At 74.7% G+C, this 26,294-nt stretch carries 21 protein-coding genes; 10 read left to right on the plus strand and 11 right to left on the minus strand.

The genetic code is table 11. The annotated features are described in order from the left end of the window. Positions 1-87: 87 nt before the first annotated feature. Positions 88-2,793: an Rne/Rng family ribonuclease gene (locus tag ACPYO4_RS06480; RefSeq protein WP_425708607.1), complete on the minus strand. Its 2,706-nt coding sequence runs from the start codon at positions 2,791-2,793 to the stop codon at positions 88-90. A gap of 1,743 nt (positions 2,794-4,536) precedes the next feature. Here ACPYO4_RS06480 and ACPYO4_RS06485 point away from each other — a divergent pair. From ACPYO4_RS06485 to ACPYO4_RS06510, 6 genes are all read left to right on the plus strand, one after another. Beyond that, entirely contained in the window at positions 4,537-6,048 is a 1,512-nt protein-coding gene (locus ACPYO4_RS06485) for a cytochrome ubiquinol oxidase subunit I (protein ID WP_425708401.1), read from the plus strand. A 31-nt stretch (positions 6,049-6,079) separates the two neighbouring features. Further along, positions 6,080-7,237, plus strand: coding sequence for a cytochrome d ubiquinol oxidase subunit II (cydB, locus tag ACPYO4_RS06490; RefSeq protein WP_425708402.1), 1,158 nt, complete (start codon positions 6,080-6,082; stop codon positions 7,235-7,237). Beyond that, on the plus strand, positions 7,234-8,898 hold the full coding sequence (gene cydD / locus ACPYO4_RS06495; RefSeq protein WP_425708403.1) for a thiol reductant ABC exporter subunit CydD: 1,665 nt from the start codon (positions 7,234-7,236) through the stop codon (positions 8,896-8,898). The genes cydB and cydD overlap by 4 nt, the downstream gene beginning before the upstream one ends. Next, entirely contained in the window at positions 8,895-10,820 is a 1,926-nt protein-coding gene (gene cydC, locus ACPYO4_RS06500) for a thiol reductant ABC exporter subunit CydC (protein WP_425708404.1), read from the plus strand. The genes cydD and cydC overlap by 4 nt, the downstream gene beginning before the upstream one ends. 50 nt (positions 10,821-10,870) lie before the next feature. Further along, positions 10,871-12,622: a GAF domain-containing protein gene (locus ACPYO4_RS06505; RefSeq protein WP_425708405.1), complete on the plus strand. Its 1,752-nt coding sequence runs from the start codon at positions 10,871-10,873 to the stop codon at positions 12,620-12,622. Positions 12,623-12,819: 197 nt separating this feature from the next. After that, a complete protein-coding gene (locus tag ACPYO4_RS06510; protein WP_425708406.1) occupies positions 12,820-13,254 on the plus strand; it encodes a DUF4260 family protein in 435 nt (144 codons plus the stop codon). A 171-nt stretch (positions 13,255-13,425) separates the two neighbouring features. Here the strand turns inward: ACPYO4_RS06510 and ACPYO4_RS06515 are convergent, their stop codons facing one another. Together ACPYO4_RS06515 and ACPYO4_RS06520 are read right to left on the minus strand one after the other, a co-directional pair. Next, entirely contained in the window at positions 13,426-14,073 is a 648-nt protein-coding gene (locus tag ACPYO4_RS06515) for a response regulator (RefSeq protein ID WP_425708407.1), read from the minus strand. A 100-nt stretch (positions 14,074-14,173) separates the two neighbouring features. Next, positions 14,174-15,154: an aldo/keto reductase gene (locus ACPYO4_RS06520; protein ID WP_425708608.1), complete on the minus strand. Its 981-nt coding sequence runs from the start codon at positions 15,152-15,154 to the stop codon at positions 14,174-14,176. Positions 15,155-15,214: 60 nt separating this feature from the next. Between ACPYO4_RS06520 and ACPYO4_RS06525 the strand changes: the two genes are divergently transcribed. Then, positions 15,215-15,571, plus strand: a complete 357-nt coding sequence (locus tag ACPYO4_RS06525; protein WP_425708408.1) for an SDR family NAD(P)-dependent oxidoreductase — start codon at positions 15,215-15,217, stop codon at positions 15,569-15,571. Between the two features lie 58 nt (positions 15,572-15,629). On the opposite strand, the gene ACPYO4_RS06530 is transcribed toward ACPYO4_RS06525, so the two are convergent. From ACPYO4_RS06530 to rsmD, 7 genes are all read right to left on the minus strand, one after another. After that, entirely contained in the window at positions 15,630-16,541 is a 912-nt protein-coding gene (locus ACPYO4_RS06530) for a helix-turn-helix transcriptional regulator (protein WP_425708409.1), read from the minus strand. Between the two features lie 91 nt (positions 16,542-16,632). Then, a complete protein-coding gene (mutM, locus tag ACPYO4_RS06535; protein WP_425708410.1) occupies positions 16,633-17,532 on the minus strand; it encodes a bifunctional DNA-formamidopyrimidine glycosylase/DNA-(apurinic or apyrimidinic site) lyase in 900 nt (299 codons plus the stop codon). Further along, positions 17,532-18,398 (minus strand): ribonuclease III, encoded by an 867-nt coding sequence (gene rnc / locus ACPYO4_RS06540; protein ID WP_425708411.1) that lies wholly within the window; start codon positions 18,396-18,398, stop codon positions 17,532-17,534. The genes mutM and rnc overlap by 1 nt, the downstream gene beginning before the upstream one ends. Then, positions 18,395-19,066 (minus strand): YceD family protein, encoded by a 672-nt coding sequence (locus ACPYO4_RS06545; protein WP_425708412.1) that lies wholly within the window; start codon positions 19,064-19,066, stop codon positions 18,395-18,397. Before ACPYO4_RS06545 ends, rnc begins: the two co-directional genes overlap by 4 nt. After that, a complete protein-coding gene (locus ACPYO4_RS06550; RefSeq protein WP_425708413.1) occupies positions 19,063-19,650 on the minus strand; it encodes a hypothetical protein in 588 nt (195 codons plus the stop codon). Before ACPYO4_RS06550 ends, ACPYO4_RS06545 begins: the two co-directional genes overlap by 4 nt. Beyond that, complete coding sequence (gene coaD, locus ACPYO4_RS06555; RefSeq protein ID WP_425708414.1) at positions 19,647-20,213, minus strand: pantetheine-phosphate adenylyltransferase; 567 nt, start codon at positions 20,211-20,213, stop codon at positions 19,647-19,649. Before coaD ends, ACPYO4_RS06550 begins: the two co-directional genes overlap by 4 nt. Next, positions 20,210-20,791 carry a 16S rRNA (guanine(966)-N(2))-methyltransferase RsmD gene (rsmD, locus tag ACPYO4_RS06560; protein WP_425708415.1) on the minus strand — a complete coding sequence of 194 codons (582 nt, stop codon included), beginning with the start codon at positions 20,789-20,791 and terminating at the stop codon, positions 20,210-20,212. Before rsmD ends, coaD begins: the two co-directional genes overlap by 4 nt. Before the next feature lie 117 nt (positions 20,792-20,908). On the opposite strand from rsmD, the gene ACPYO4_RS06565 reads away from it, so the two are divergent. Beyond that, positions 20,909-21,580: an ABC transporter ATP-binding protein gene (locus ACPYO4_RS06565; protein ID WP_425708416.1), complete on the plus strand. Its 672-nt coding sequence runs from the start codon at positions 20,909-20,911 to the stop codon at positions 21,578-21,580. Between the two features lie 74 nt (positions 21,581-21,654). Continuing rightward, a complete protein-coding gene (locus ACPYO4_RS06570) occupies positions 21,655-23,274 on the plus strand; it encodes a DUF6297 family protein (protein ID WP_425708417.1) in 1,620 nt (539 codons plus the stop codon). Positions 23,275-23,532: 258 nt separating this feature from the next. Here ACPYO4_RS06570 and ACPYO4_RS06575 read toward each other — a convergent pair whose 3' ends face one another. Then, on the minus strand, positions 23,533-25,791 hold the full coding sequence (locus tag ACPYO4_RS06575) for an ATP-dependent DNA helicase RecG (protein WP_425708418.1): 2,259 nt from the start codon (positions 25,789-25,791) through the stop codon (positions 23,533-23,535). Positions 25,792-26,085: 294 nt separating this feature from the next. On the opposite strand from ACPYO4_RS06575, the gene rpmB reads away from it, so the two are divergent. Further along, positions 26,086-26,283: a 50S ribosomal protein L28 gene (gene rpmB, locus ACPYO4_RS06580; RefSeq protein ID WP_425708419.1), complete on the plus strand. Its 198-nt coding sequence runs from the start codon at positions 26,086-26,088 to the stop codon at positions 26,281-26,283. Positions 26,284-26,294 lie beyond the last annotated feature (11 nt).

A 26,294-nucleotide genomic window follows, 5' to 3' on the forward strand; every position in this document is an offset into this window, starting at 1 on the left:
TCGTCGAGCGTGCGGGTCGTGGCCCACGAGCGAGGGCGGCAGTCGCGAGTTCGCGACCACCGCCCCCTCACTCGTCGACGCCGGCGGCTACTCCGACGTCGCGGGATCGCTCACCGGTGCGCTCGTCGCGCGGCGCGAGCCCCGACGACGCCGCGGTGCCGGCGTGGTGGCCGGTGCGTCGCTCGGGTCCTCGGCCGGCTCGGCGACCGCTGCAGCATGCTCCGGCGAGCCGGTACCGTCGTCGGCCGACGAGGACGCGGCGTCCTCCTGGCTGCTCGTCGACGTCGCGCTCTCCGACGCCTCGCCGATCGGCGACTCGCCGTCCGCCTCGGTTCGTCCCTTCGAGGCCGCGTCGTCCGACGCGCCGCCGTCCGCCTCCGGTGCCGACGACGCCGAACCCTCGCGTTCATGCGCGTGGGCCGCCGCGGCGGCGATCTGCGCGAGCGTGAGCCGGACCGCCTCGCGATCGGGCTCGGGCTTCGACTCCTCGGAGCTCTCACCCTGTCCCTTGCCGGAGCCGTTGGAGCCCGATCCCTTGCCGCCGGACCCGCCGTTGCCGCCCCCGTTGCCGGAGCCGCCGCCCGAGCCGCGGCCGGAACCGCCGCGCCCACGACGTCGCCTGCCGCCCTGGTCGGAGGAGTCGGCGATCTGCGCCTCGGCGGCGTCTCCGCGCTCGATCGGATGGTCGTGGACGACGAACCCGCGTCCGTGGCAGTGCTCGCACGGCGTCGAGAAGGCCTCGACGAGGCCCTGGCCGACGCGCTTGCGCGTCATCTGGACGAGTCCGAGGCTCGTCACCTCGGCCACCTGGTGGCGCGTGCGGTCGCGCCCGAGGCACTCGAGCAGGCGGCGCACGACGAGGTCCCGGTTGGCGGGCAGCACCATGTCGATGAAGTCGATGACGATGATGCCGCCGATGTCCCGCAGCCGGAGCTGGCGGACGATCTCCTCCGCGGCCTCGAGGTTGTTCTTGGTGACCGTCTCCTCGAGCGTGCCGCCCGAGCCGGTGAACTTGCCGGTGTTGACGTCGACGACCGTCATCGCCTCGGTGCGGTCGATGACGAGCGAGCCGCCCGACGGCAGCCAGACCTTGCGGTCCATGCCCTTGGCGAGCTGCTCGTCCACGCGGTGCTCGGCGAACAGGTCCTTCTCGTCGGTCCAGTGGTGCAGCCGCTCGGCGAGGTCCGGGGACATGTCGCCCACGTACTCGCTGATGGTCCGCCATGCGGTGTCGCCGGAGACGGCGAGCTTGCTGAAGTCCTCGTTGAAGACGTCCCGGACCACGCGCAGCGCGAGCTCGGGCTCGCCCTTGAGCAGCGCGGGCGCCTTGGCGTTGCCGGAGGACTTCTTCGTGATGTCGTCCCAGATCTTCGTCAGTCGCTCGACGTCGCTGCGCAGCTGCTCCTCGGTCGCGCCCTCCGCGGCGGTGCGCACGATGACGCCGGCGCCGGCGGGAACGATCTCCTTGAGCGCCTTCTTCAGCCGGTTCCGCTCACCCTCGGGGAGCTTGCGGGAGATGCCGGTCATGGCGCCCGACGGGACGAGCACGAGGTGCCTGCCCGCGAGCGTGATCTGCGACGTCAGGCGGGCGCCCTTGTGGCCGATCGGGTCCTTGGTGACCTGCACGAGCACGTGGTCGCCGGACTTCAGTGCCTGCTCGATGCGCCGGGGCTGGCCCTCCATCCCGGCGGCCTCCCAGTTGACCTCACCGGCGTAGAGGACGGCGTTACGGCCCTTCCCGACGTCGATGAAGGCGGCCTCCATCGAGGGCAGGACGTTCTGCACGCGGCCGAGGTAGACGTTGCCGACCATCGAGGTCTGCGTGTGGCGGGCGACGTAGTGCTCGACGAGAACGCCGTCCTCGAGCACCGCGATCTGGTTGAGGCCGTCCTGCTCGCGCACGAGCATGGTGCGCTCGACGGACTCGCGGCGGGCGAGGAACTCCGACTCGGAGATCGTCGTGCGACGCCGTCCGGCGTCGCGTCCCTCGCGGCGGCGCTGGCGCTTGGCCTCGAGCCGCGTCGAGCCCTTGAGCGCGGTGACCTCGTTGCGGGCGCGCGCCGCACCCCCGTCGTCGTCGCCCTGACCGCCGGAGCGGCGCCGACGACGCCTGCGGCGCGAGCTCGAGCCGTCCTGGTGCTCGTCGTCGTGCCCGTCGTCGCCGTTGGAGCCGTTGCCGTTCGCGTCGTCGCCGGAGGTGACGTCACCGTTGGTGTCGTCGCCGTCGGCGTCGTCCCGGCTGCCGCGGCCGCCCCGGCGGGACCCGGACGAGTCACCACCGGCGGAGTCGTCCGAGCCGTCGTCGGCCGAGTCGTTCGAGCCGTCGCCGGAGCCCCGCGAGCCGGACCGGTTGCGTCGGCCGCGGCCGCCCCGCCGGCGTCGGCGTCGGTTGCCGCCACCCTCGCCGTTCTGCCCGTCGTCGGAGGAGTCGTCCGAGTCGTCCGAGTCGTCGGAGTCGTTGCCGTCGCCCGGTTCGGAACCGTTGTCGTCCGCGCGGTCCCGGGAGGAGTCGTCCTGCGCCTGAGCGCCGCCGTGGCGGCTGCCCGAGCGTCGTCCCGAGCCGCGCCGGCCCGAGCCGCCGCGCCCGCCCGAGCCCGTCGACGAGTCGGACTCGTCGTCGTCCGCCTGATCCGCGACATCGTCGTCGGCCTGGTCGTGGTCGGCCTGGGAGTCGTCACCGGTGTCCGGTCCGCCGAAGCGGACCTCGGGCGTGCCGGCGGGAGCGACGGCGCGACGCCGGGGCCGCGCGCGAGCCGGGTCCGGTGCCTGGAAGAGGAGCGCCGCCGCGGGCAGGCGAGGCTCGCCGGGCTCGGCGTCCGTCGCGTCGTCCTCGTCCTCGTCGGCCTCTGCGCTCTCGTCCGTCGCGTCGTCCGCGGTGCCGTCCGCCTGCCGGCGCTCGTCCGTGCGACCGGCAGCGTCGTTCTGGTCGGCGTCGTCGTTCTGGCCGGCGTCCGTGCGCTCGTCGTCCTGCTCGGAGATGCCCGGGCGCTCGGCCTCGGGAGCGCCCTCGCCGGGCCCGCCGGTCGTGGCCGCGGGCTCGTCGCCGGCGACGCCGAGCTCGGCGAGGACGTCGAGGTTCTGGTCGGGCTCGCGGGTCGGGGCGGTCGCGCGGCGGCTCCGACGGGGCTTGCGCGCCGAGGCGGAGCTCTCCTTGGCGGCGTCCGCGAGGTCGGCCGAACCTGTCTGTGCCGGTGCGGCCTCGGCCGCGACGGCGTCGGGCGCGGTGGACGCCGGAGCGGTGGTGGCGGACGCGGGTGCCTCGGTGGGCTCCGGAGTGGTGGGGGCGCTGGTAGCGGCACGTCGGCGCGTCGTCGCACGGCGCGTACCGGAGGTGGAACCACGCCCGGAGCCGCGGGTCGTGCTCGAGCCGCGACCGGACGCTCCGGAGTCGCTCGGTGCGTCGGAACGGGACGCGCTGAGCGCCTCGAGGTCGGCCGTGAGGTCGGTGGTCTCCGCGACGGGCCCGCCGTCCGGGTCGTCGGTGGTCGCGGCGTCGGTGGGCGCGGCGTCGGTGGGCGCGGCGTCCTTCGAGCCCGCGGCGGAGCCCGTGACGGCCGGCTCGTCGGCGGAGGCGGACGGGCCCGTGGCCGCGGGGGTGGCAGCCTCGCCGGGAGCGTCGGCGGCCAGGTCCGCAGCGTCGGCGGTGGCCGGGCCCGCGGCGTCGGTGGCGGGCGCGGCCTTGCGCGTCCGGGAGGTGCGGGCCGTGGTCGACCTGGTGCCGGTCGCTCGCGTGGAGGTGGCGCGGGTGCGGGGCGCACGGGTGCGCGTGGTCTTGGGTGCGGCGGCCACGTCGTCGGTGGACGTGGCGGCATCGGCAGACGCGGTGCCGTCGACGGACGAGGCGGCATCCGTGGTCGTGGGGGCGTCGGCGACCACCGCGCCCTCCGCGGCAGTGCCCTCCGCAGCAGTGCCGGCGTCCTCGGTCGCGGTCGCCTCCGGGGCTGCCGCGGCCGTGGTGGCCCGGCGGGACGAGCGCCTACGCGGGGTCGTGGTCGCAGGGACCTCCGGGGTCTGCTCTGCTGCTTCTGCCGTGGGCTCGGAGCTCTCGGTCATGCAGTTCCTTCCGCCCGACGCGCCGGCCGTCCCTCGGCTCGCGGGCCTTCGGTTCGTCCGCGGCGTGCGCGGACGGAAGTCCTGGGTCGCGCACCTACCGGAGAACGGCCGGCGCACCGACGGCGCGCCCCTCACCCGCGCGGACGGTGGCGCCCGGCGGCCTGTCGGCTGCGCAGTACGGTCGCGGCGGCGCTCTGAGGCGGCGCGAACCGGTCCTGCTCACCGACGTGGAACTCGTCGTCGGACCCCGCGCGGGGGAACGGCCCCGCGGCAGGGTCCCGGCGAGTATCCCACACGGAGGCCGTCCGGACCCTGCAACCTCGCCCACGTCCCGCATCCCAGCGCACCGCCCGCCCCCGCCCACAGATCGCGACGTCGCGTCACCTCGCAGGACCTTGGTCCCGGCACTGACGCGGTGTCGCTTCCTACCGTGGCGGCAGCCGCGCTCACCCGTGCGACAGCCCTGCCCGGAAGGACAGCCAAGTGGAAGCCCTCGAGCTCGCCCGGTGGCAGTTCGGCATCACGACCGTCTACCACTTCATCCTCGTCCCGCTGACGATCGGCCTGGCCCCGCTCGTCGCGCTCATGCAGACGTTCTGGTGGTGCACCGGCAAGGATCACTGGCTCAAGCTGACGAACTTCTTCGGCAAAATCCTGCTCATCAACTTCGCGCTCGGCGTGGCCACCGGCATCGTCCAGGAGTTCCAGTTCGGCATGAACTGGTCGGAGTACTCGCGGTTCGTCGGCGACATCTTCGGCGCCCCGCTCGCCATCGAGGCGCTGGCCGCCTTCTTCCTTGAGTCGACGTTCCTCGGCCTGTGGCTCTTCGGCAAGGAACGCCTGTCCAAGGGCCTGCACCTGGCGTGCATCTGGATGGTGGCGATCGGCGTCAACCTGTCGGCGTACTGGATCATCGCGGCGAACTCGTGGATGCAGCACCCCGTCGGGGCCGTCTACAACGCCGAGACGGGCCGCGCCGAGCTCGACGGCATCGGCGGCTTTCTCGAGGTCATCACGAACAACACGGCGATCGCCGCGTTCGGCCACGCCGTCGCGGCCGCCTTCCTCGTGGCGGGCACGCTCGTGGCCGGCGTGTGCGGCTGGTGGATCGTGCGCACCGTCCGCGGCGCGGGCTCCCCCGCCTCCGGCCTCGCCCACGAGGGCGACCAGGCCGAGGCCGAGGCGCGGCACGTGTGGCGACCGGGCGCGATGGTCGGCCTGATCACGGTGGTGATCTCCGGCGTCGCCGTGATCCTCACGGGCCACCACCAGGGCCAGCTCATGTACGAGCAACAGCCCATGAAGATGGCCTCCGCCGAGGCCGTCTGCGACGGCGGCGAGTCCGTCCCCCTGTCCATCCTCGCGATCGGCGACCTGTCGAACGACTGCGAGAACGCCATCCACCTCTTCGAGCTGCCCGGCGTCACCTCGTTCATGGGAACCAACAGCTTCGCCGGCGAGGAGAGCTACCTGCCGGGCGTCAACGACGTCCAGGCCGAGTACGAGGAGCTCTACGGGGAGGGGGTCGACTACCGCCCCAACCTCGTCGTCACGTACTGGAGCTTCCGCCTGATGATCGGGCTCGGCGTGTTCTCCGCCGCCCTGGCGGTGTGGGGTCTGTGGGCGCTGCGCGGAGGACGGGTGACCGGCTCGCGCTGGTTCTCCCGCCTGTGCCTGGTCTCGCTGCCCATGCCGTTCCTCGCCTCCTCGTTCGGCTGGATCTTCACCGAGATGGGCCGACAGCCGTGGGTCGTCCACCCGAACCCGGACAACCCGGTCGACCAGGTCTGGCTGCGCACGGCGGACGGCGTGTCCACGGTCGTCACCTCGACGACGGTCCTCACCTCGCTGGTGACGTTCACCCTGCTGTACGCGGCGCTCGGCGTCGTCTGGTTCTGGCTCGTGCGCCGGTACGTCCGCGAGGGGATCGACCCCGCCCCCGCGCCCGAGCCGGACCCCGCCGACGACGACCAGCCGCTGTCCTTCGCCTACTGAACCGCCCGACCCGACAAGGAGACCGATCGACATGACCGAGGCGCTTCCCCTCGTCTGGTTCGTCCTCATCGCGGTCCTGTGGACCGGCTACCTCGTGCTTGAGGGATTCGACTTCGGCGTCGGCATGCTGCTGACGATCCTGCCCCGCGGCGACGCGCAGCGCCGCGACAAGGAGCGGCGCACCATGCTGTCCGCGATCGGCCCGCACTGGGACGGCAACGAGGTGTGGCTGATCACCGCGGGCGGAGCCATGTTCGCGGCGTTCCCCGAGTGGTACGCCACGATGTTCTCGGGCATGTACCTGCCGCTGCTGGTCATCCTCGTCGCGCTCATCGTGCGGATCTGCGCCATCGAGTGGCGCGGCAAGGTCACCGACCCCGCCTGGCGCCGGCGCTGGGACCTCCTCCACACGATCTCCGCCTGGGTGCCCGCCGTCCTGTGGGGGGTCGCGTTCGCCAACCTCGTCCAGGGCATGGAGATCGTCCGGGACGACGCCGGCAACGCCCAGCTCACCGGTGGCCTGCTCTCGCTCCTCACCCCGTTCACCCTCCTCGGCGGCCTGCTCACAGCGGTGCTGTTCCTCGCCCACGGCATGGTGTTCCTCGCCTGGAAGACGGCCGGAACCGTGCACGACCAGGCCGTCGCCGCCGCCAAGCCGCTCTCGCTGATCGCCCTCGTGGTCGGCGCCGCCTGGGGGCTGTGGGCCCAGCTCGCCCACTCCGCCCACGTGTGGACGTGGGCACCGCTGGTCGTCGCCGCGGTCGGCCTGGTCGGCGCCGCGTTCTTCGCGCACCGCGAGCAGGAGGGGCGGTCGTTCGTCTGCTCCGCCGTGACGATCGTCGCCGCCGTCGTGCTGATCTTCGGTGCCATGGCGCCCGACGTCATGCGCTCCTCGGTCGACCCCGCGTACTCGCTGACCTTCCGCGAGGCCGCGGCCACCGGGCCGACGCTCGTCGTCATGAGCATCGTCGCGCTCGTCTTCGTCCCCCTGGTCCTCGCCTACCAGGCGTGGTCGTACTGGGTCTTCCGCCGCCGGATCAACGCCGACGTCCTGCCCGACACGCCCGCCGGCCTCGACCGGCGGGTCACCGTCCCGGTCCGGGTCGCCGCCAGGTCGGACAGGGGCGACGCCGGGTCCGACGACGGGTCCGACGCCGGGTCCGACGACGACGCTGCGCCGACAGCGTGAAGCCGCTCGACCCCCGCCTCCTCGCGCACGCCCGTGCGGCGCGGCGCTACGTCGTCGTCGTCGCCCTGGCCGGGGCCACGACGGCGGCGCTGGTGATCGCGCAGGTCCTCCTCCTCGCGCGCATCCTCGCCGCGGCGATCGAGGGCGGCGCCACCCTCACCGACGTCCGCACGCCGTTGATCTGGCTCGGCGTCGTCCTGGTCGCCCGCGCGCTCGTGCACGGCGCCCAGGAGTCAGTCGCGCACCGGGCGGCCACCGACGTCGTCGCGGAGCTGCGCGCGAGCGTGCTCACCCGCGCGCTCGCGCTCGGGCCCCGCTGGCGGGCGGAGCACGGCGCCGAGACCGTCACGCTCGCCGTGCGGGGCCTGGACGACCTCGAGCCCTACCTCGTGCGCTACCTGCCCCAGCTGCTGCTGGCCGCGACGGTCACGCCCGCCACGCTCGCCGTCGTGCTCGGGGCGGACCTCACCTCCGCGATCCTCCTCGCCGTGACGATCCCCCTGATCCCGGTGTTCATGATCCTCATCGGGCGGCTCACGCAGCAGTTCGCCGACGCCCGCCTGGCCGCGATGTCCCGCCTCGGCGCCCAGCTCGTGGACCTCATGGCCGGCCTGGCCACCCTCGCCGCGCTCGGCCGCGAGCACGGGCCGGCGCGTCGCGTGCGGGAGCTCGGACGAGCATGGTCGGCCGCCACCATGCGCACGTTGCGGCTCGCGTTCCTGTCCGGCGCCGTGCTGGAGTTCCTCACCTCGATCTGCGTGGCGCTCGTCGCCGTCAGCGTCGGCATGCGGCTCGTCTACGGGTTCGTCGGCCTCGAGGGCGCGCTCGTGTGCATCATGCTCGCGCCCGAGGTCTTCCGGCCGCTGCGCGAGGTCGGCACCCAGTTCCACGCGTCGTCCGACGGTGTCGCCGCCGCGGAGAAGGCGTTCGCCGTGCTCGACGCCCCGGCCGCCGGGTCCGGCACCGCCCCCGCCCCCGACCTGCGGGGCGCGACCCTGCTCCTGCGGGGCCTCGGCGTGCGTGCCGGCGACCGCGACCGTCTCGCCCCCGCCCACCTCGACGCCGAGATCGCACCCGGGGAGGTCACGGCGCTCGTCGGCCCGTCGGGGTCGGGCAAGACGACGACGGCCCTCACCACCCTCGGCGTCCTCGCCCCCGACGCCGGCCGGGCCCTCGTACGGTCGGCCGACGGCACGGAGACCGACCTCGCCGACGTCGACCGGCACTCGTGGTGGGAGCAGGTCGCCTACGTGCCGCAGCGCCCCACGATCCTGCCCGGCACGGTCGCCGAGAACGTCGCCCCGGGCGCGAAGGCCGACGCGCTCGCGGCCGCCGCCCGCGCCACCGGCCTGGACGAGGTTCTCGCCGGACTCCCGCACGGCTGGGACACGGTCGTGGGCCACGGCGGCGTCGGCCTGTCGGTCGGGCAGCGCCAGCGGCTCGCCCTCACGCGCGCGCTCGTCACCGGCGCCGCGCTCGTGGTGCTCGACGAGCCCACGGCCCACCTCGACGCCGACGCCGAGAGCCACGTCCTCGACGCCGTGCGGGCGCTGCGGGACGCGGGGCGCACCGTGCTGGTCGTCGCCCACCGGCCCGCGCTCGTCTCGGTCGCCGACCAGGTGGTCGAGGTCGCCTCGGCGGAGGTCGGGACGTGGGCATGACCAGGAGCGACCGGACCGTGCTGCGGCGCGCGACCGCGATGCTCGGCGTCCGGCGGTGGCGGGTGGCCTGGGCCGTGCTCCTGGGCGTGCTCGCCGTCGGCGCCGGCGTCGGGCTCACCGCCGTCTCGGCATGGCTCATCGCCCGGGCCTCCCAGCACCCACCCGTGCTCACGCTGTCCGTCGCGGCGGTCGGGGTACGCGCGTTCGGCATCTCCAAGGCCCTGTTCCGCTACCTCGAGCGCCTCGCCTCCCACCGGGTCGCCCTCGACGGCGTCGCCACGCTCCGCGAGCGCACCTACCGCGCGCTCGCCGGCGGCCGCACGGAGGTCGTCGCCCGGCTGCGGCGCGGCGACCTGCTGGCCCGCGCCGGCGAGGACGTCGACGCGATCGGCGACCTCGTCGTCCGCTCCACCGTCCCCCGCGCGGTCGCCCTCGGCGTCGGCCTCGTGTCCGTGGCGATCGTCGGCCTCCTGCTGCCCGCAGCCGGCGCGGCCCTCGCCGCCGGGCTGCTGCTCGCGGGCGTGGTCTCCCCGGCGATCACGGCCACCGCGGCACGGCGCGCGGCCACCGCGCAGGTCGCCGCGCGGGCCGACCTCACGGCGCACGCCGGCGCGCTCGTCGACGGCGCAGTCGAGCTGCAGACCGCGGGCCGGGTCGGGGCGGCCATGGCCGCGCTGGAGGTCACCGAGCACCGCCTCGCCCGCGAGCGCGACGTGATCGGCCGCGCCCGGGCGGTCGCCGCCGGGCTCGACCTCGTGGGGATGGCCGTGGCGGTCGTCGGGGCACTCGTCCTGGGCATCCCGGCCGTCGGCGCCGGGCAGCTGTCCGAGGTGGGGCTGTGCGTCGTCGTGCTCACGCCGCTCGCCAGCTTCGAGGGCACCGCGATCCTCGGCCAGGCGGCCGTCCAGCGGGTGACGAGCGCGGCCGCCGCCCGGCGGGTGCTCTCCCTCGTGGACGCGGCGGGGGCGCCCACCGGTGTGTCGGGCACATCCACGGCGTCCGCACCGGCGGGCGGGTCGCCGACCGTGGAGGCTCGTGGGTCGGCGCTGACCGGCGCTCCCCCGACAGCCGCGCCCTCGGCCACCACCGCGACGAGGAGCGCACCCGCTCCCCGGCTGCTCGCACAGGACCTCGAGGTGGCCTGGCCCGGCGGACCCACGGTCGCGCGCGTCGACCTTGACCTCACCCCGGGCCGGTCGGTCGCCGTCGTCGGCCCCTCCGGGATCGGCAAGTCCACCGTGCTCGCCACGCTCGCCGGCCTGCTCGAGCCGACGGCGGGCGCCGTGACGATCGACGGGCGCGACCCGGCCGGCCTGACCTCGGACCTGCGCGCCGCGACCGTCACGCTCACCGCCGAGGACGCCCACGTCTTCGCCACGAGCGTGCTGGAGAACCTGCGCGTGGGCCGAGGCGACGTCACCGCGACCGAGGCGGCCGCACTGCTGACGCAGGTCGGCCTCGGCGAGTGGCTCGCGGGGCTAACGGACGGGCTCGCCACCCGGCTCGGCAGCGACGCGACGACGATCTCCGGCGGCGAACGCCGCCGCCTCCTGCTCGCCCGCGCGCTCGCGTCGCGCGCACCGCTGGTCCTGCTGGACGAGCCGGCGGAGCATCTCGACCCCGAGCTGGCCGACGAGCTCGTCACCGACCTGCTGACGACCCCGCGGACCGGGGCGACGGACGCGGGAGGTCCGCGCGGGGTCCTGCTCGTCACGCACCGGCTGGCCCCGCTCGCCGCGGCCGACGAGGTCATCGTCCTCGGACGCGAACCCGGCGCGCACGATGCCGGCGCGCCGGCCGCACCCGCGCGGGTGCTCGCCCGCGGCACCCACGCCGAGCTGATCGCCGGCCACCCGCCGTACGCTGACGCGTGGCGGGCCGAGCGTGGGGACCGCCCGGCCCACGCGGGCGCCACGACCTGAGCGGGCGACACGACCTGAGCGGGCGCCACGACCTGAGGAGGGAGCACCCGGTGCACGAGCTCGACGACGAGGTGCTCGGCACCGCCCTGACCCTCACCGGTCACCTCGAGGTCCGCGGCGCCCTCGACGGGCTCGTCGCCTCGGCGGCCGCCCTCACGGGTGCGCGCTACGCGGCGCTCGGCGTGCTCGACTCCAACGGCGAGACCCAGACCTTCATCCAGGTAGGGATGTCGGAGCAGGAGATGCGCGCGCTCGGGCACCCGCCCAGCGGAACGGGCGTGCTCGGCGCGATCCCCGCGCACGGCGCGCTCGTCCTCGACGACCTCACCGAGCATCCCGACTTCGGCGGGTTCCCGCCCGGGCACCCCCCGATGCATTCTTTCCTCGGGGTACCCGTTCGCGCCGGCGGCCGCCTCTACGGGCGCCTCTACCTGGCGGAGAAGGAGGGTGGGCACTTCACGCCCGCCGACGTGACGACGGCGATCACCCTCGCCCGCGCCACCGGCGTGGCCGTCGCGAACGCGACCACCTACGGGGCGGCGCAGACCCGCGCTCGGTGGACCGCCGTCGCGAACGAGATCACCACCGCCCTGCTCGAGGGGTCCGACGAGGACGAGGCGCTCGAGCTCGTCGCCACGCGCCTGCTCGAGGTCGCCGAGGCGGACACGGTGATCCTCGTGCTGCCGTCGGTCGGCGACACCTGGGTGGCCGAGATCGTCCGCGGCGACCGGGCCGGCGAGCTGCTCGGCGTCGTCTTCCCGTCGGAGGGCCGCGCGCAGACCGTCATCCGGGAGCGCTCCGGCCTGATCGTCGACTCCCTGACCCGGTCGCGCACGATGCGCGTCCCCGAGCTCGCGTCGTTCGGACCTGCGCTGTACGCGCCGATGCTGCTCAGCGGCGAGGCCGAGGGCGTGCTGCTGCTCCTGCGCCACCACGGCCGGCCCGAGTTCACCGAGCTCGAGCTAGAGATCGCCCAGCAGGTCGCCTCCCAGGCCGTGCTCGCACTGCAGATCGCCGGGGCCCGGCACGTCGAGGACGTCGCGACGATGGTCGAGGAGCGAGCCCGTATCTCCCGGGACCTGCACGACCTCGCGATCCAGCAGCTCTTCGCCACGGGGATGCAGCTCACCCAGGCGCGGGCACGGGCCGAGGACCTGGAGAACAGGGGCGTCGGCAGATCCGGGACGGCGAGCGGTTCCGGGGCAGCCCACGGATCCGGGCCGGCCGACGCATCGACCGGGGCGCGGGAGCTCACCGAGCTCATCGACTCCGCCGTCGACGCGGTCGACTCCTCGGTGCGACAGATCCGGTCCATCGTCCACAACCTGCGCGAGCCGGACCAGGCGGTCCTGCTGGCCGAGCGGCTGCGCCGGGAGGCCTCGCTCGCGCGCACGACGCTCGGGTTCGCGCCGTCGCTGCTCGTCGAGGTCGACGGCAGGCTGCTCGCCGACGACGACCTCGGCGGACCGATGTCCGACACCCTCCGCGAGCGTGTCGACCCCGACGTCGCCGACGACGTCGTGGCGGTCGTCCGCGAGGGCGTGTCCAACGCCGCCCGGCACGCGGGCGCCTCCTCCGTGTCGGTGCACCTGCGCGTGCGCGGCTCCGGCCCGGCAGGCACCGTGCTGGTCGAGGTGATCGACGACGGACGCGGCATACCCGCCGACCGCACCCGGTCCTCCGGCCTGGGCAACCTCGCCCAGCGGGCTCGCCGGCACGGGGGCACGTTCTCGGTGGGCCGGACCGAGACGGGCAGAGGGACACTCCTGCAGTGGCAGGTCCCGACGGCCCGGCGGGGCTAGCCGGGCTCTGAACGTTCGGCGCCTCGCGGTTTGATGATCGGCCCCCCGGGTGAGAGCCCTGGCGAATCGCCCGATGGATCCCCGGGTACGCCCACCATCGACCCGCCCGCGATCGCGCACCTACCGCCCGTAGAGTTCGAGGACGCTCACCGGCAGGCCGGACAACCCGACGCCGCTCGACGACCAAGGAGCGTCCGATGACCGGACAGACTCATGCCATCCAACGGATCGAGGGAGGGGCCATCGCCCTGTTCGCCCTCATCGCGGTCCTCGTGCTCTACCCCGAATGGTGGTGGGTCGTTCTCGCAGCGTTCCTCGTCTTCGACTTCTCGATGCTGGGCTACGCGCGGTCGCCCGCAGCCGGGGCGGCGTCCTACAACACGGTCCACAACTACGCGCTCCCGGCCCTGGCAGCGGTGACGGCACTGGCTCTGGAGCCGGTGTCGCCGGTCGCCTCGACGGCAATCGGCGTCGTCGCCTGCGCATGGGCCTTCCACGTCGGCGTCGACCGCGCCCTCGGCTACGGGCTGAAGCTGCCGGACTCGTTCCGGAGCACCCATCTCGGCGTCATCGGCAAGGACAAGGCATCCGACGTCCGATCCCGGGACGTCCCCGACTCCTCCGAGGACTGATGACCGGCCGGACGTGAGAGTCTCGTCGTCGTCCGGCGACCCAACGGATGCTCCGGGAGCCGCCGACGACCGACCCCTCCTCCCGCACGGACGTGACCGAGGAGCTCGACGAGCAGCGCCGGGGCGCCTCCGTGCGACCGGCGGCCCGGGCGATGAGCCGCCAACCATCGCTCAGCCGCGCCAGCCCGCCGCGCGCTGGCCGGCCACCCACGCGGCAACCTGCGTGCGCCGCTGGAGGCCCATCTTGCTCAGGAGGCTCGTGATGTGGTTCTTCACGGTCTTCTCCGCCACGCCCAGCCTCTCGCCGATCTCCCGGTTCGACAGGCCGTCGCCGATGAGCTCGAGGACCTTGCGCTCCGAGGGAGTGAGGTCCGCCGTCGGGTCGTCGTGCGCGGCGCGGCGCCGGGTGACGGTGCGGGCGTCGAGCAGGGTGCGTCCCTGGGCGACGGCATGCACGACATCGGCGATCTCTGCTCCGCGGACGGTCTTGAGCAGGTAGGCCCTGGCCCCGACGTCGAGGGCTGCGGCAAGGGCGTCGTCGTCGTCGAAACTCGTCAGCACGATCGGCCGGGCACCGGGCAGCCGCTCCCCCAGCGTCCTGATGAGGTCGATGCCCGACCCGTCGCCGAGCTGGAGGTCCACGAGGAGGACGTCGGGCCGGACGAGCTCGGCGCGCCGCAGCGCGTCGGCGACCGACCCGGCCTCGGCGACCACGGTCAGCCCCTCGGCCCGCTCGACCACCTCGGCGATCCCGCGGCGGACGACCTCGTGGTCGTCGACGATCATCACGCGGACGTCACCGGTCGCCTCGCTGGTCATGGGGCCGAGCCTATCCGTCGCCCGGTGACGGGCCCGGTCAGCAGATCCTCACCGGGACAGACGTCGCACGACTGCGCTGCTTCTACGCGAGCTCCCACGCTCACCAGGCGTAGGACATCGGGGCCACACCCGGGCCGGGCCAGATGCGGTCGATCGCGGCCAGCGCGTCGGCGTCCAACGACACGGCTACGGCGTCGACAGCCGCCTCGAGCTGGGCCTTCGTGCGGGAGCCGGCGATCAGGGTCGACACGACCGGTTGGTGCAGCAGCCATGTCTGGGCGACCGCGGCCGGGCTGTGACCCAGCCTCACGCAGAGCGCCTCGAAGGCGTCGAGCTGGTCGGACACGGCGTCATACACCTCACCCTGCAGGGCGCGCCGCTCGGTCTTCTCCCCCGCCTCAGGACGGCCGGCGAGCACGCCCATCGCCAGCGGGCTCCAGGGGATCAGGCCGATGCCGAAGTGCTCGAGTGCCGGGATCAGCTCCCGCTCGACGGCCCGGTTGGCGAGGTTGTACAGGCTCTGCTCCGACACCAGCCCGAAGAAGTTCCGGTGCTGGGCGGTCAGGTGCGCGGTCGCCACGTCCCAGCCGGCGAAGTTGGAGGAGCCGACGTAGCTGATCTTGCCCGCGGCGACCAGCTGCTCCATGGCCTGCCAGATCTCGTCGAACGGGGTGGCCCGGTCGACGTGGTGCATCTGGTAGACGTCGATGTGGTCGGTCTGCAGCCGCCGCAGACTCGCATCGACGGCCCGGCGGATGTGGTAGGCGGAGAGCCGGCGGTCGTTCGGACCGAGACCCATTGGCTGGTACAGCTTGGTGGCCAGCACGATGTCGTCGCGGTGGCCGGACGCCTTCAGCCAGTTCCCGACAATCTCCTCCGACGTCCCGTACCCCTTTTCCATGTCGGGCTTCTGGGGGCCGCCGTAGACGTCGGCGGTGTCGAAGAAGTTCACACCGAGCTCGATGGCCCGGTCCATGATCTCGAACGCCTCCTGCTTGCCGGTGGCGTCGCCGAAGTTCATGCAGCCGAGTCCGATCCGGCTGACCAGCAGGCCCGAGCGTCCGAGGTGGCGGTATTCCATCGTGGTGTCGGTCATGCGCTCGACGCTACGTCGGCCGGCTCGACCGAGGGAGTCCCGTCTGTGAGGGGTACCCCGAGGGTCTCCCGGGCGGCCGGCCTCGGGCGGCTGACCGCGCAGGCAATCGTCGAACGGGGCCACGAGGTCGTCGTGCACGCACGTGGCCGCGAGCGGCTCGAGGAATCGGTCATACCCGGGGCGCTCGGCTCCGTCCTCGGCGACCTCGCCCGTGACGACGAGACCCGCCTGGTCGCCGTGCAGGCGAACGAGCACGGCCGATTCGACGCCGTCATCCACAACGCCGGCGTCATGGGCCCGTCCGGCGTCTACCGGGCCGGCACCGATGATGGCGATCGTGGGCATGGAGTCCTCTTCCGTCGACAGTGGTCCAGCAGGCAGCGCCCGGCCCACCCCCGCTAGGCACGCGAGCGCGCACGAGGGAGTCCCTGGTAGTACCACCACCGTCCGGGGCCCGCACTCAGCGCTCGGAGCTCTCCGCCTCGCGCGCGGGCTCCCGGGACGCCGTGGGGTCCTCGACGGCGGACCAGGAGGCCAGCAGCTGCATCTTCTCCGCTGATTCCGAGCCCGGCTCGGCGGCGTAGACCGTGACCGACAGCCCGGGCTCGGACTCCATCTCCATGCCCTCGAAGGCCAAGGTCATCTCACCGACCACCGAGTGGCGGAAGGACTTGAAGCCGGTGCCATGGTGGCGGACGTTGTGCGAGCCCCACCGGGTCCGAAATTCGGTGCTGCGGGTGGACAGCTCACCGATCAGGTCGTGCAGCTCCTTGTTGTGCGGGTCGCGGCCCGCCTCGGTGCGCAGGATTGCCACCGTCACATCGGCGAACATGTCCCAGTCCGGGTAAAAGTCGTGGGCCCGCTCGTCGAGGAACGTGAACCGGGCGATGTTCGGCGGCTGCCCCTGAATGCGGCCGGGCATGTCGTAGACGTCCGTGTAGAACGCCCGCGCCAGCGCATTGGTGGCCAGGACATCCATCCGGCCGTTGCGGACGAATGCCGGGCCACCGGTCACGGCATCGAGCATCCACTGCAGGCTCGGGTGCGGCCGCCAGGACCTCACACTGCGTCGCCGCGGCGGCCGAGCGACCGGGCCGGCCGCGTGGGCGAGGTCGAACAGGTGCGCCCGCTCGGCGTCGTCGAGGCGCAGCGCCTTCGAGATCGCGTCGAGGATCTCCGGCGACGCGCCGCTGATCGCACCGCGCTCGAGCTTCGTGTAGTACTCCACGCTCACACCGGCAAGCGTCGCCACCTCCGTGCGGCGCAGGCCCTCCACACGGCGGTTCCCGCCGGGGGGCAGTCCGACGTCGTCCGGGGTGACCCGTGCGCGCCGTGTGGTGAGGAACTCCCTCACTTCTGCTCGGTTGTCCATCGGTCCACGGTAGGCGAGCCCGCTACGCCGAAGGAGACCTGCGCGGTACCCCTCTCGAGCGCGACCTCAGCCGGCGCGAACGTGCTCGTCGTCAGCCCGATCGTTGCGGCGCCCGCCGCTGGCACCTGGGGCACGAGACGGAGCGCCGGTTCATGAACGGCTCGATTCGCAGCAGGGTGCCGCACCGGTCGCACGGCTCCCCCGCTCGGCCGTACGCGTGCAGCGACCGCGCGAAGTAGCCGGGCGTGCCGGCGACGTTGACGTAGAGCGCGTCGAAGCTCGTGCCGCCCTGGGCGAGCGCCTCGGCCATGACGTCGCCGGCCGCCGTGTACAGCTCACGCAGCCGGGCGGGCGGCAGGGCGTCGGTGGCCCGCGTCCCGTGCAGCCGGGCGCGCCACAGGGCCTCGTCCGCGTAGATGTTCCCGACGCCGGAGACCAGCGTCTGGTCCAGCAGCGCCCGCTTGACCTCGGTGCGGCGCCGCCGGGTACGCGCCACGAGGCTTGCCATGTCCAGGTCGGGGTCGAGCAGGTCGCGGGCCACGTGGGCGACCGGCCGGGGCAGCACGCGCGCCGGGGAGCCTCGCCCACCGGGGCCGCCGTCCGGGGTCGCCACGGTCGGGGTGAGGTCGACGTAGCCGAAGGTGCGCTGGTCGACGAACCACACCTCGCCGCCGTCGTCGGCGACGAGCCGGGCCCGCACGTGGGGGCCGGGCTCCAGGGAGGTCCCGGGCCGCTGGACGAGCATCTGGCCCGACATCCCGAGGTGGGCGAGCAGGGCGTCCTTGCCGTCGTCGAGCAACAGCCACAGGTACTTGCCACGGCGGACGACGCCGACGACCTCCCGGCCCCGCAGGGCCGCGAACGCGGCGGACCCGCCGGCGGTGTTCCGCACGGCACGCGGGTGGCGGACCTCGACGTCGGCGATCTCCCGTCCGACGAGCGCGGGGACCAGGCCCGCACGCACGACCTCGACCTCGGGCAGCTCAGGCACTACGCGGTCGGCTCCTCGGGCGCGTCGTCCGACGGGGTTCCGGCATCGTGGGGTCCGGCGTCGCGGGTCGTCTCGGCGTCGTCGAGCGGTCCGCCGTCGTCGTGCGATCCGGCATCCTCTCCGCCGGTCGACCCGGCGCCCCGTGCGGTCACCCAGCCGTAGGCGGCCTCGGCGGCCTCGGCCTCGGCGACCTTCTTCGACGCTCCCCCACCGGTGCCGGCGACCGCGCCGTCGAAGGTGACCACGGCGGTGAAGACCCGAGCGTGGTCGGGACCCACGTGACTCAGCTCGTAGGTCGGGGCCGGCAGGCCGGCGGCGGCCGCGGCCTCCTGCAGGGAGGACTTCCAGTCCAGGGCGGCACCCAGCGAGCTCGCGCGGTCGAGGATCGGGCCGACGAGCCGGGTGACGACCTCGCGCGTGCGCTCGAGACCGTGCCCGAGGTAGACCGCGCCGATGAGCGCCTCGACGGCGTCGGACAGGATCGAGTCCTTCTCCCGCCCGCCGGAGGTCCGCTCGCCCCGGCCGAGCAGGACGTAGTCCCCCAGGCCGAGGTCCCGGGCGACGACGGCGAGCGCCTTCTGGGACACGCTGGCCGCACGCATGCGGGCCAGGTCCCCCTCGGGCACGTCCGGGTGGCCGCGGTACAGGTGCTCGGTGACGACGACGCCGAGGACGGAGTCGCCGAGGAACTCGAGGCGCTCGTTCGTCGGCAGACCGCCTGCCTCGTGCGCGAACGAGCGGTGCGTGAGGGCGAGGACGAGGAGCTCCGGATCGATCTCGACGCCGAGGGCCTCGGTCAGTCGCTCGACGTCGGAGCGGCGGGCCGGGCCCTCGTCGGGGGAGCGCCTGGACCTGCTCCGGGTCACTCGCTGCCTCGCCGGTCGGGGGCGTCGGCGTCGGACCCAGCGCCGTGTGCCCCACCCTCGGCGTCGGACGTCGCCTCTCCGGCGGTCCCGTCGTCGGCGTCGGACCCACCGTCGGCCCCGCCCTCGGTGCCCTCGCTCGAGAACGCGGCGAGCGCCGCCCAGCGCGGGTCCAGATCCTCGTGCGCGTGGCCGGGCTCGGCGTCGTCGAGCCGGATGCCGCACACGGAGCACAGACCCTGGCAGTCGGGCCGGCACAGCGGCGTGAACGGCAGATCGAGCACGACGGCGTCACGCACGGCGGCCTCGAGGTCGAGGTCGTCGCCGGTGACCACCGGGTAGTCCTCCGCGTCCTCGTCGCCGTCCTCGACGAGACGGGCGCGGACGTCCGGGTGGTAGAAGAGCTCGGTGAGCTCGACCTCGATCTCGGGCGAGATCGGGTCCAGGCACCGCGCGCACTGACCCGTCAGGCGCGCACGCACGGGGCCGGTGACGAGGATCCCGTCGGACACCGCCGACAGGGTGAGGTCGAGGTCGAGGTCGGAGCCGGGCGCGACCTGCAGGACGGCGGTGCCCATCTCCTCCGGGGCGGGCGCGGTCAGCTCGAGCTGACGCACGGACCCCGGGCGCCGCGCGAGGTCGCGGACCGAGATCGTCAGCGGCGCGTTCATCGGCTCTCCGGCCGTCCGTGCTCGGGCCGGTGCTCGCGACGCTCACCCTGCTCGGCGGTGCGCTCGGCGTCCCCCGGCCCACGCGACTCCTGGCGCAGGCCGGCGCCGCCGGCGAGGTACTGGCGGCCCGCGCGCACCTGCTGGGTGAGCTGGTCGAGCTCCTTCTCGAACCGGCTCAGGTGCTCGGCGGCGTAGGAGTCGGCGTCCGCGGCCCGGCGGGCGGCCTGCTGCTCGGCCTCGGCGACGATGCGCCGGGCCTGCTCGTTCGCCTGCGCGAGGACGGGCTCGTCCTGGACGAGGCGCGCGGCCTGCTGCTCGCCCTCGGCGACGATCTCCTCGGCCTGTGTGCGGGCGCGCTCGAGGACGGCGTCGGCGTCCGCGACGATCGTGTCCGCCGCGGCGATCGACTCCGGGACCACGGACCTGGCCGACGCGATGAGGTCGAGGACCTCGGCCCGGTTGACGATCGCGGAGGAGGACATCGGCATCGACCGCGCCTGGGTGACCATCCGGCGCAGCTCGTCGAGGATCGCAAGGAGCGACTCTCCGGCGTCGTGCGTGGCGTCGATGGGCTCGGAGGTCATACCTGGACTCCTGGGTGTCGGGGCGGCGCGGCGTCGGGACCGGAGCCGCCGGAGGCGGGGACCGGCCGCGCGCCGGGACCACCGGCGGATCGGCGAAGTGCGTGGGGCAGCGCGGCGGCGACGTCGGCCGGTACGAGGTCGTCGACGGCGCCGCCGTTGCGGGCGACGTCCTTGACCATCGAGGAGGCGACGTGGCCGAGCCGCGGGTCGCCCATGACGAACACGGTCTCCACGCCGGTCAGGTGCCGGTTCATCAGGGCCATCGCCTGCTCGGCGTCGACGTCGGCGGCGCCGCGCAGGCCCTTGACGATGGCGCTCGCGCCGACGTCCGCGCAGTACTGCGCGAGCAGCCCGGGCACGAGCTCGACCCGCACGCCGTCGAGGTCGGCGACCGCGCTGCGCGCGAGGTCGACGCGCTCGGCGTCGGTGAACAGGTAGCGCTTGGTGGCGTTCGTCGCGACGGCGACGACGACGTGGTCGAACATCGCTCGGGCCCGCCGGACGACGTCGACGTGACCGAGGGTGACCGGGTCGAAGGATCCGGGGCAGACGGCAAGACTCATGGTGCGTCCACGGTAGCCGCCGCAGGCTCGTGGACGGCGAGGTGCACGGTGGTGTCGCCGTAGCGGCGGGTGCGCAGGGCGGCGAGCCCGGCCGGCCAGGTCGGCTCCGGCGCCCGCCGGTCCCGTTCGACGACGACGATCGCCCCGTCCGCGAGGTGGCCGTGGGTGGTCAGGTCGGCGAGGACGGCGTCGAGGTCGGCCGCCGCCAGGTCGTAGGGCGGGTCGAGGAACGCGAGGTCGGCGGACGCGCGGGCCGGAGCGGCGGCGAAGGCGGCGACGTCGGCCGTGACGACGGTGACGCCGGCGAACCCGAGGGTGCGGACGTTGTCCCGGATCACGGCGGCGGCCGGTGCCGCACGCTCGACCAGGGTGACGCCATGGGCGCCGCGGGAGGCGGCCTCGAGCCCGAGCGCGCCGGAGCCGGCGTACAGGTCGAGCACGACGGCGTCCTCGAGCGCGCCCATCGAGCCCAGGGAGGAGAAGAGGGCCTCGCGGACCCGTTCCGACGTGGGGCGGGTGCCCGAACGGGGGACCTTGAGCGTGCGTCCGCCGACGCTGCCCGCCACGATCCGAGTCACGTCAGCACCCTACGTCCGACGACGGTGCCGTCCGGCCGACGGTCGCCACACCCGCGGGCCCACGCACCTGCGTGACCGCACACCCGCGGAGATGCCCGCACGCCGTAACCTGCACGGATGCGACTGGAGGCCACGGACCTGGAGGTCGGCTACGCGTTCCCGGTCTGTCCGCCCGTGTCGTTCTCGGTGGGACCGGGCGAGGCGCTCGCGGTGGTCGGCGTCAACGGCACGGGGAAGTCGACCGTCCTGCGTACGGTGCTCGGCATGCTGCCTGCCCTCGGCGGCGAGGCCCGGATCGACGACGGGCTGCCGGACCCCCGCTCGGCCCGCCAGCGGGCGGCCGTCTCCCACGACCTGGGGGACGAGGTGTTCTTCCCCGGCCTGTCCGCCGCCGAGCACCTCGAGCTCACCGCGCTCGGGCACGGGGTCTCGGACCCCGGGACGCTGACGGCCGAGCTGCTGGCGGAGTTCGGGCTCGCCGAGCGCTCCCGGGCCGTGCCGGCCGCGCTGTCCTCCGGGCAGCGCCGCCGCCTGCTGCTCGCGGCGGCGTTCGCCCGGCCGCGCGAGCTCCTCGTCCTCGACGAGCCCGAGTCCCGGCTCGACACCGCGGCCCGGCACCGGGTGGCGGACCGGCTCGCCGACGAGCGCGAGGCCGGGCGGACGGTGCTCTTCGCCTCCCACGACCCGGCCACCGTGCAGCTCGCCGCCACCTCGGTGCTCGTGCTGTCCGACGACGGCGTGCGGCTCACCGACGCGGAGGACGGCGCCGACGTCGTGGCCGGCCTGTGACGACGCCCGCTCCCGGGGCCGGCCACCCGGCGCCCTGCCTCCCCGCGTCGGGCCCCGCGCCTGCGGGCCGTGCCGTGCGGCGCTGGACGGACCGGCGGCGCTCCCTGGGGGCGTCGACGACGCTCGCCGACACCCTGGCGGACGTCTACATGGGCGTCCTGGCAGCGGTGATTGCCCTGGCCTCCGCGCTCTACGCGGCCCGGGACGCCGGGGCGCTCTCGGCGGGCGCGGGAGGCGGCGCCGGGCGGATCGACGCCGGTTGGGTGTGGCTGCTCGCGCTGGCGGCCGCCCTGCTCTCGGTGGTCCGCTTCTCGCGCCGCCTGGGCCCGGTGGGGCTCGACCGCGAGCGGGTGCGGTGGTGGCTGCCGCTCCCGGTGGACCGGCTCTCGCTCATCGGTCCGGCGGCGTGGCGCTGGCCCGCCCTGGGGGCGGTCGTCGGCGGTGGGCTGGGTGCCGTCGCGGCGGCTGCCCTCGGCGGGCAGGACGTCGCCGCCGGGCCGGTCGCCTCCGCCGCCGCGCTCGCCGCCGCGCTCACCGGAGCGGCCTGCCTCGCCCTCGTCCCGGCCCAGGCCCGGGGGCCCGCCGCGCACGCCGACACCGCAGGCGAGGCCGACGGCGGTCCGAGTGGCGGTCACGCGTCCGCACCGGAGTCTCGCTTCCGACGCCGGGCCACGGGCCGGGCGGTCGAGGTCGCCACGGGCGGGGCTCTTCTCGTCGTCGTCGCGGGTGCGCTCGTGGTGCTCGTGGCGGCGCCTGACGTCCCGGCCCTGCCGCCGGTGCCCGTGCTGCTCGCCGTCGCCGGCCTCGGTCTCGCGGCGGCCGTGGTGGCCGGCGTGCTCGCGCGGAGCAGCGTCGCCCGGATCCCCGACGCCGAGCTCGCCCGCGGCGGAGGGGTCGCAGGATCCGCGGGGTTCGCGCTCACCACCCTCGACACCCGCACGCTCGGCGCCCTGGCCGTCGGAGAGGGCGCCACGGTCGTGCGTCGCCGGGCCGGATGGGGGCTGCTCGCCCGCCTGCCTCGCGCGGTCCGAGCGCCGGCGGCGCTCGTCGCGGCCGACGCTGTCGCCACCCTGCGGCGCCCCTCCCTTGCGCTCCGGCCCCTGCTCGCCGTGCTCGCGCTCGCGCTCGTCGCCGACGTCCGCGCGGCGCCGGGCTGGGTCCTGCCGGTCGCCGTCGGGGCGCTCGGCTACGTCTCGGCGTGCGCGAGCGCGACCGGCGCCCGCATCGCCCGCACCCACGAGGGGCTCGACGCGCACCTGCCGATGAGTGCCCGCGCGCACCGGGTGACCCGCCTCGTGTGGTCGTGGGTGGCGCTCGCGCCGTTCGTCGTCGGGGCCGCCGTGGTGGTCGGTACGCACGCGGGCGGCGGCCGCGGGCCGGTCCTCGACGTCCTGATGTGGGTCCCGGTCCTCGCCGCCGCAGCGCTCGGTTGGGCGGGCGCCGCACTGCGCTGGGCCTACCGCAAGGACGACACCGGCACCGGCCCGGTGGCCCCCTCCCCCATGGGGCCCGTCCCGGTCGGGTCGATCATGCTGCTCCTCACCGGACCGGACGTCGCCGTCGTCGCCTCCGTCGCGGTGGGGCTCGCGATCTGGGCGGGCACGCCGCTCGGCCTCCTCACCGCGGTCGCGCTCGCCGTCTCGCTCCTCGTGGCGGCGGTGGTGACCTCCCCGCCACCCCCGTACGAGCACTAGCTGCCCGTCCCAACGGTGACGAGTGAGCGCGGTTCTGCCCCGTGCGGTGCGGTGCGGTGACCCCGCGGAGCGCCGTCGCCGAGTCAGTGAGGTATGCGGCGAGTCAGCCCCCCCGTGGCCGCTGACCGGGCACCTACCCCGCTGCCTCACCGACCGGACCACGCTGCGGGCCGCACCGTTCCCGGCGAGCGCGCGCAGGCGCGACGCCGCTGTGCTCAACGCTAAGGCAATGGCGTTGAGCACGGAGCCCACGACTGCTCACGTCTTGTCGAGGTACTCGTCCTCGCCGTCGGCCAGCTCGATCGCGATCGCGTCCCTGAGACCGGGATGGCGCTCGAGGTCCGGGTCGTCCGCCACGAGCTCGCGCGCCGCGGACCGCGCGGCGGCGATGACGTCGGCGTCGCGTGCGAGGCGAAGGAGCCGCAGCCCGCTCGTGCGCCCGGACTGGGCGGTGCCGAGGACGTCACCCTCGCGGCGCATCGACAGGTCGGCCTCGGCGAGCGCGAAGCCGTCCGACGTCGACGCGAACACCTCGAGGCGCTCCCACGCGGGCGTCCCGGGCTCCGCGGCGCTGACGACGAGGCAGAGGCTGGGCCGCGAGCCGCGGCCCACCCGTCCGCGCAGCTGGTGCAGCTGGGACAGGCCGAACCGGTCGGCGTCGAGGACCACGATGATGCTCGCCTCGCTCACGTCCACACCGACCTCGACGACGGTCGTCGCCACGAGCACCGGCGTCGCCCCGGAGGCGAAGTCGGCCATCGCGGCCTCCTTGTCCTCGGCGGCCATCCGCCCGTGCAGGACACCGACCCGCACGCCGTCCAGCGCCTGCTCCGCGGCCAGTCGCGCCGAGGTCTCCTCGACCGACGCGGACGGGAGCGGGCGGGGTGCGTCGTCGGGCGCTGCGCCGGATGCCCCTTGGGCGGGCTCGTCGTCGTCACCGGCATCGATCCGGGGCACGACGACGTAGGCCCGCCCCCCGGCGTCGATCTCCTCGCGCACGCGCTCCCACACGCGTGCCATCCACCTCTCGTTGGCCGCCGGGACGAGCGTGGTGGCGATCGGCGAGCGCCCCGCGGGCAGCTCCCCCAGGACCGAGGTCTCCAGGTCACCGAAGACGGTCATCGCCACGGTCCGTGGGATCGGCGTCGCCGTCATGATCAGCTGGTGGGGCACGGCCTCGCCGCGCGTGCGCAGGGCGTCGCGCTGCTCGACCCCGAACTTGTGCTGCTCGTCGACGACGACGAGGCGCAGGAACGGGATCTGCACCGTGTCCGTGAGCAGCGCGTGCGTCCCGACGACGACGCCGGTCTCGCCCGAGGCCAGCCGGGCGAGCTCGTCGCGCCGCACGGCCGCGGGCTGGGAGCCGGTGAGCAGGCCGACCCGGGTGGCCGGCCCGTCGGGGGCGTCCAGCCGGCCGGCCCGCGCGAGCGGCCCCAGGAGCTCGGTGAGCGCGCGGTGGTGCTGCTGGGCGAGGACCTCGGTGGGGGCGAGCAGCGCCGCCTGCCCCCCGGCGTCGACGACCTGGAGCATGGCACGGGCGGCGACCACGGTCTTGCCCGATCCGACCTCGCCGTGCAGGAGTCGCTGCATCGGCGAGGTGCCGGCCAGGTCCTCGGCGACCGCGGCGCCGACCTCGTCCTGACCGCTGGTGAGCGTGAACGGCAGGGAGCGGTCGAAGGCGGCGAGCAGGCCGTCGTCGACCGGCGCGTTGGGCTCGGCCCCGTCCCCGGCGGCCACGGCCCGGCGCCGGGCGAGCGCCGTCTGGACGAGGAACGCCTCCTCGTGGCGGAGGGTGCGCGCGCCGGCGGCGACCTCCCGCTCGTCGGTCGGGTGGTGGATCGCGCGTAGCGCCGCGAGCGAGCCGAGCAACCCGTGCTCGGCTCGGTAGGCCTCGGGCAGCGGCTCCGGCAGGTCGCCCGGGCGCAGGGGGTCGAGGACCGAGCGCACGGTGCCGGCGACGACCCACGAGGGCAGACCGCGCGTGGCCGGGTAGATCGGCGTGGGGCGCAGGGCCTCCTCGGCGGCGAGCGCCTCGGCGGCCGCGCCCTCGGCGTCGGGCTCGAAGGTCTGGTAGTCGGGGTGGGTGAGCTGGAGCTCGTCGCGGAACACCGACACCTCGCCGGTGAACTGGCCGCGCACTCCCGCGCGGAGCCGTCGCGTGTGCATCCCGAATGAACGGGGGCTCGAGCCGAAGAACACGAGCGTGAGGAACGCCGAGCCGTCCGTGATCGTCACGACCAGGCGGGAGCCCCCGCGCCCGCCCGCGCGCGAGACCCGGGTCTCCGCGCCGACCACCTCGGCGACGACCGTCACCTGCTCACCGGGGTGCAGGTCGGCCAGCGAGGAGAGCCGGCCGGGCGCGACCCAGCGGAAGGGGTAGTGGCGCAGGAGGTCGCGCTGCGTGCGCACGCCGAGCCGGGCGAACTTGTCCGCGGCGGCCTTGCGCACGAGTCGGCCGACGGGGGCCTCGAGGCCGGCCGGGTCCGGGCCGCCCCGCTCGTCCGCAGCACTGGTCACGGGGCCAGGCTACGTCCGGCCACCGACGCCGCGACCTGCGTGTCCCCACCTCCGCCCGGACCTGCTCCTCCACAGCGCCTGCCTGCCCCGGGACCTGCGTGTCCGGGTCCGGCGACGTGGCGAGGTCTGTGTCTCAACGCACGCGACCGGGCGCCGCCGCCCCTTGGGGCCGCGGTAGCCACTCGGGTACGCTGTCCCGGTTGCCCGTCCGGCCCTCGGCCGTCGTATGGGCGTGCCGACCATCGGCCCGCGGCTCCCGTCGCGGCCGTCCCGTACGAGCTCAGGAGATCCACCGTGGCTGCGACCTGCGACATCTGTGGCAAGCACCCCAGCTTCGGCAAGACCGTGTCGCACTCGCACGTGCGCACGTCGCGCCGCTGGAACCCGAACATCCAGCGCATCCGCGCCAACATCGACGGTGCGCCCAAGCGCATGAACGTGTGCACGTCGTGCCTCAAGGCCGACAAGGTCACGCGCTACGTCAAGAGCTGACCCCCGCGCCG

Source organism: Georgenia sp. Z1491 (genome assembly GCF_049856175.1).
Taxonomy (GTDB): Bacteria; Actinomycetota; Actinomycetes; order Actinomycetales; family Actinomycetaceae; genus JB111.

Coding starts and splice junctions, on each gene's coding strand:
- cydC (WP_425708404.1), top strand. CDS start 8,895: ATGACCAGGAGCGACCGGACCGTGCTGCGGCGCGCGACCGCGATGCTC.
- cydB (WP_425708402.1), top strand. CDS start 6,080: ATGACCGAGGCGCTTCCCCTCGTCTGGTTCGTCCTCATCGCGGTCCTG.
- ACPYO4_RS06530 (WP_425708409.1), bottom strand. CDS start 16,541: ATGGACAACCGAGCAGAAGTGAGGGAGTTCCTCACCACACGGCGCGCA.
- ACPYO4_RS06550 (WP_425708413.1), bottom strand. CDS start 19,650: ATGACCTCCGAGCCCATCGACGCCACGCACGACGCCGGAGAGTCGCTC.
- ACPYO4_RS06510 (WP_425708406.1), top strand. CDS start 12,820: ATGACCGGACAGACTCATGCCATCCAACGGATCGAGGGAGGGGCCATC.
- ACPYO4_RS06520 (WP_425708608.1), bottom strand. CDS start 15,154: ATGGAATACCGCCACCTCGGACGCTCGGGCCTGCTGGTCAGCCGGATC.
- ACPYO4_RS06545 (WP_425708412.1), bottom strand. CDS start 19,066: ATGAACGCGCCGCTGACGATCTCGGTCCGCGACCTCGCGCGGCGCCCG.
- coaD (WP_425708414.1), bottom strand. CDS start 20,213: ATGAGTCTTGCCGTCTGCCCCGGATCCTTCGACCCGGTCACCCTCGGT.
- ACPYO4_RS06515 (WP_425708407.1), bottom strand. CDS start 14,073: ATGACCAGCGAGGCGACCGGTGACGTCCGCGTGATGATCGTCGACGAC.
- ACPYO4_RS06565 (WP_425708416.1), top strand. CDS start 20,909: ATGCGACTGGAGGCCACGGACCTGGAGGTCGGCTACGCGTTCCCGGTC.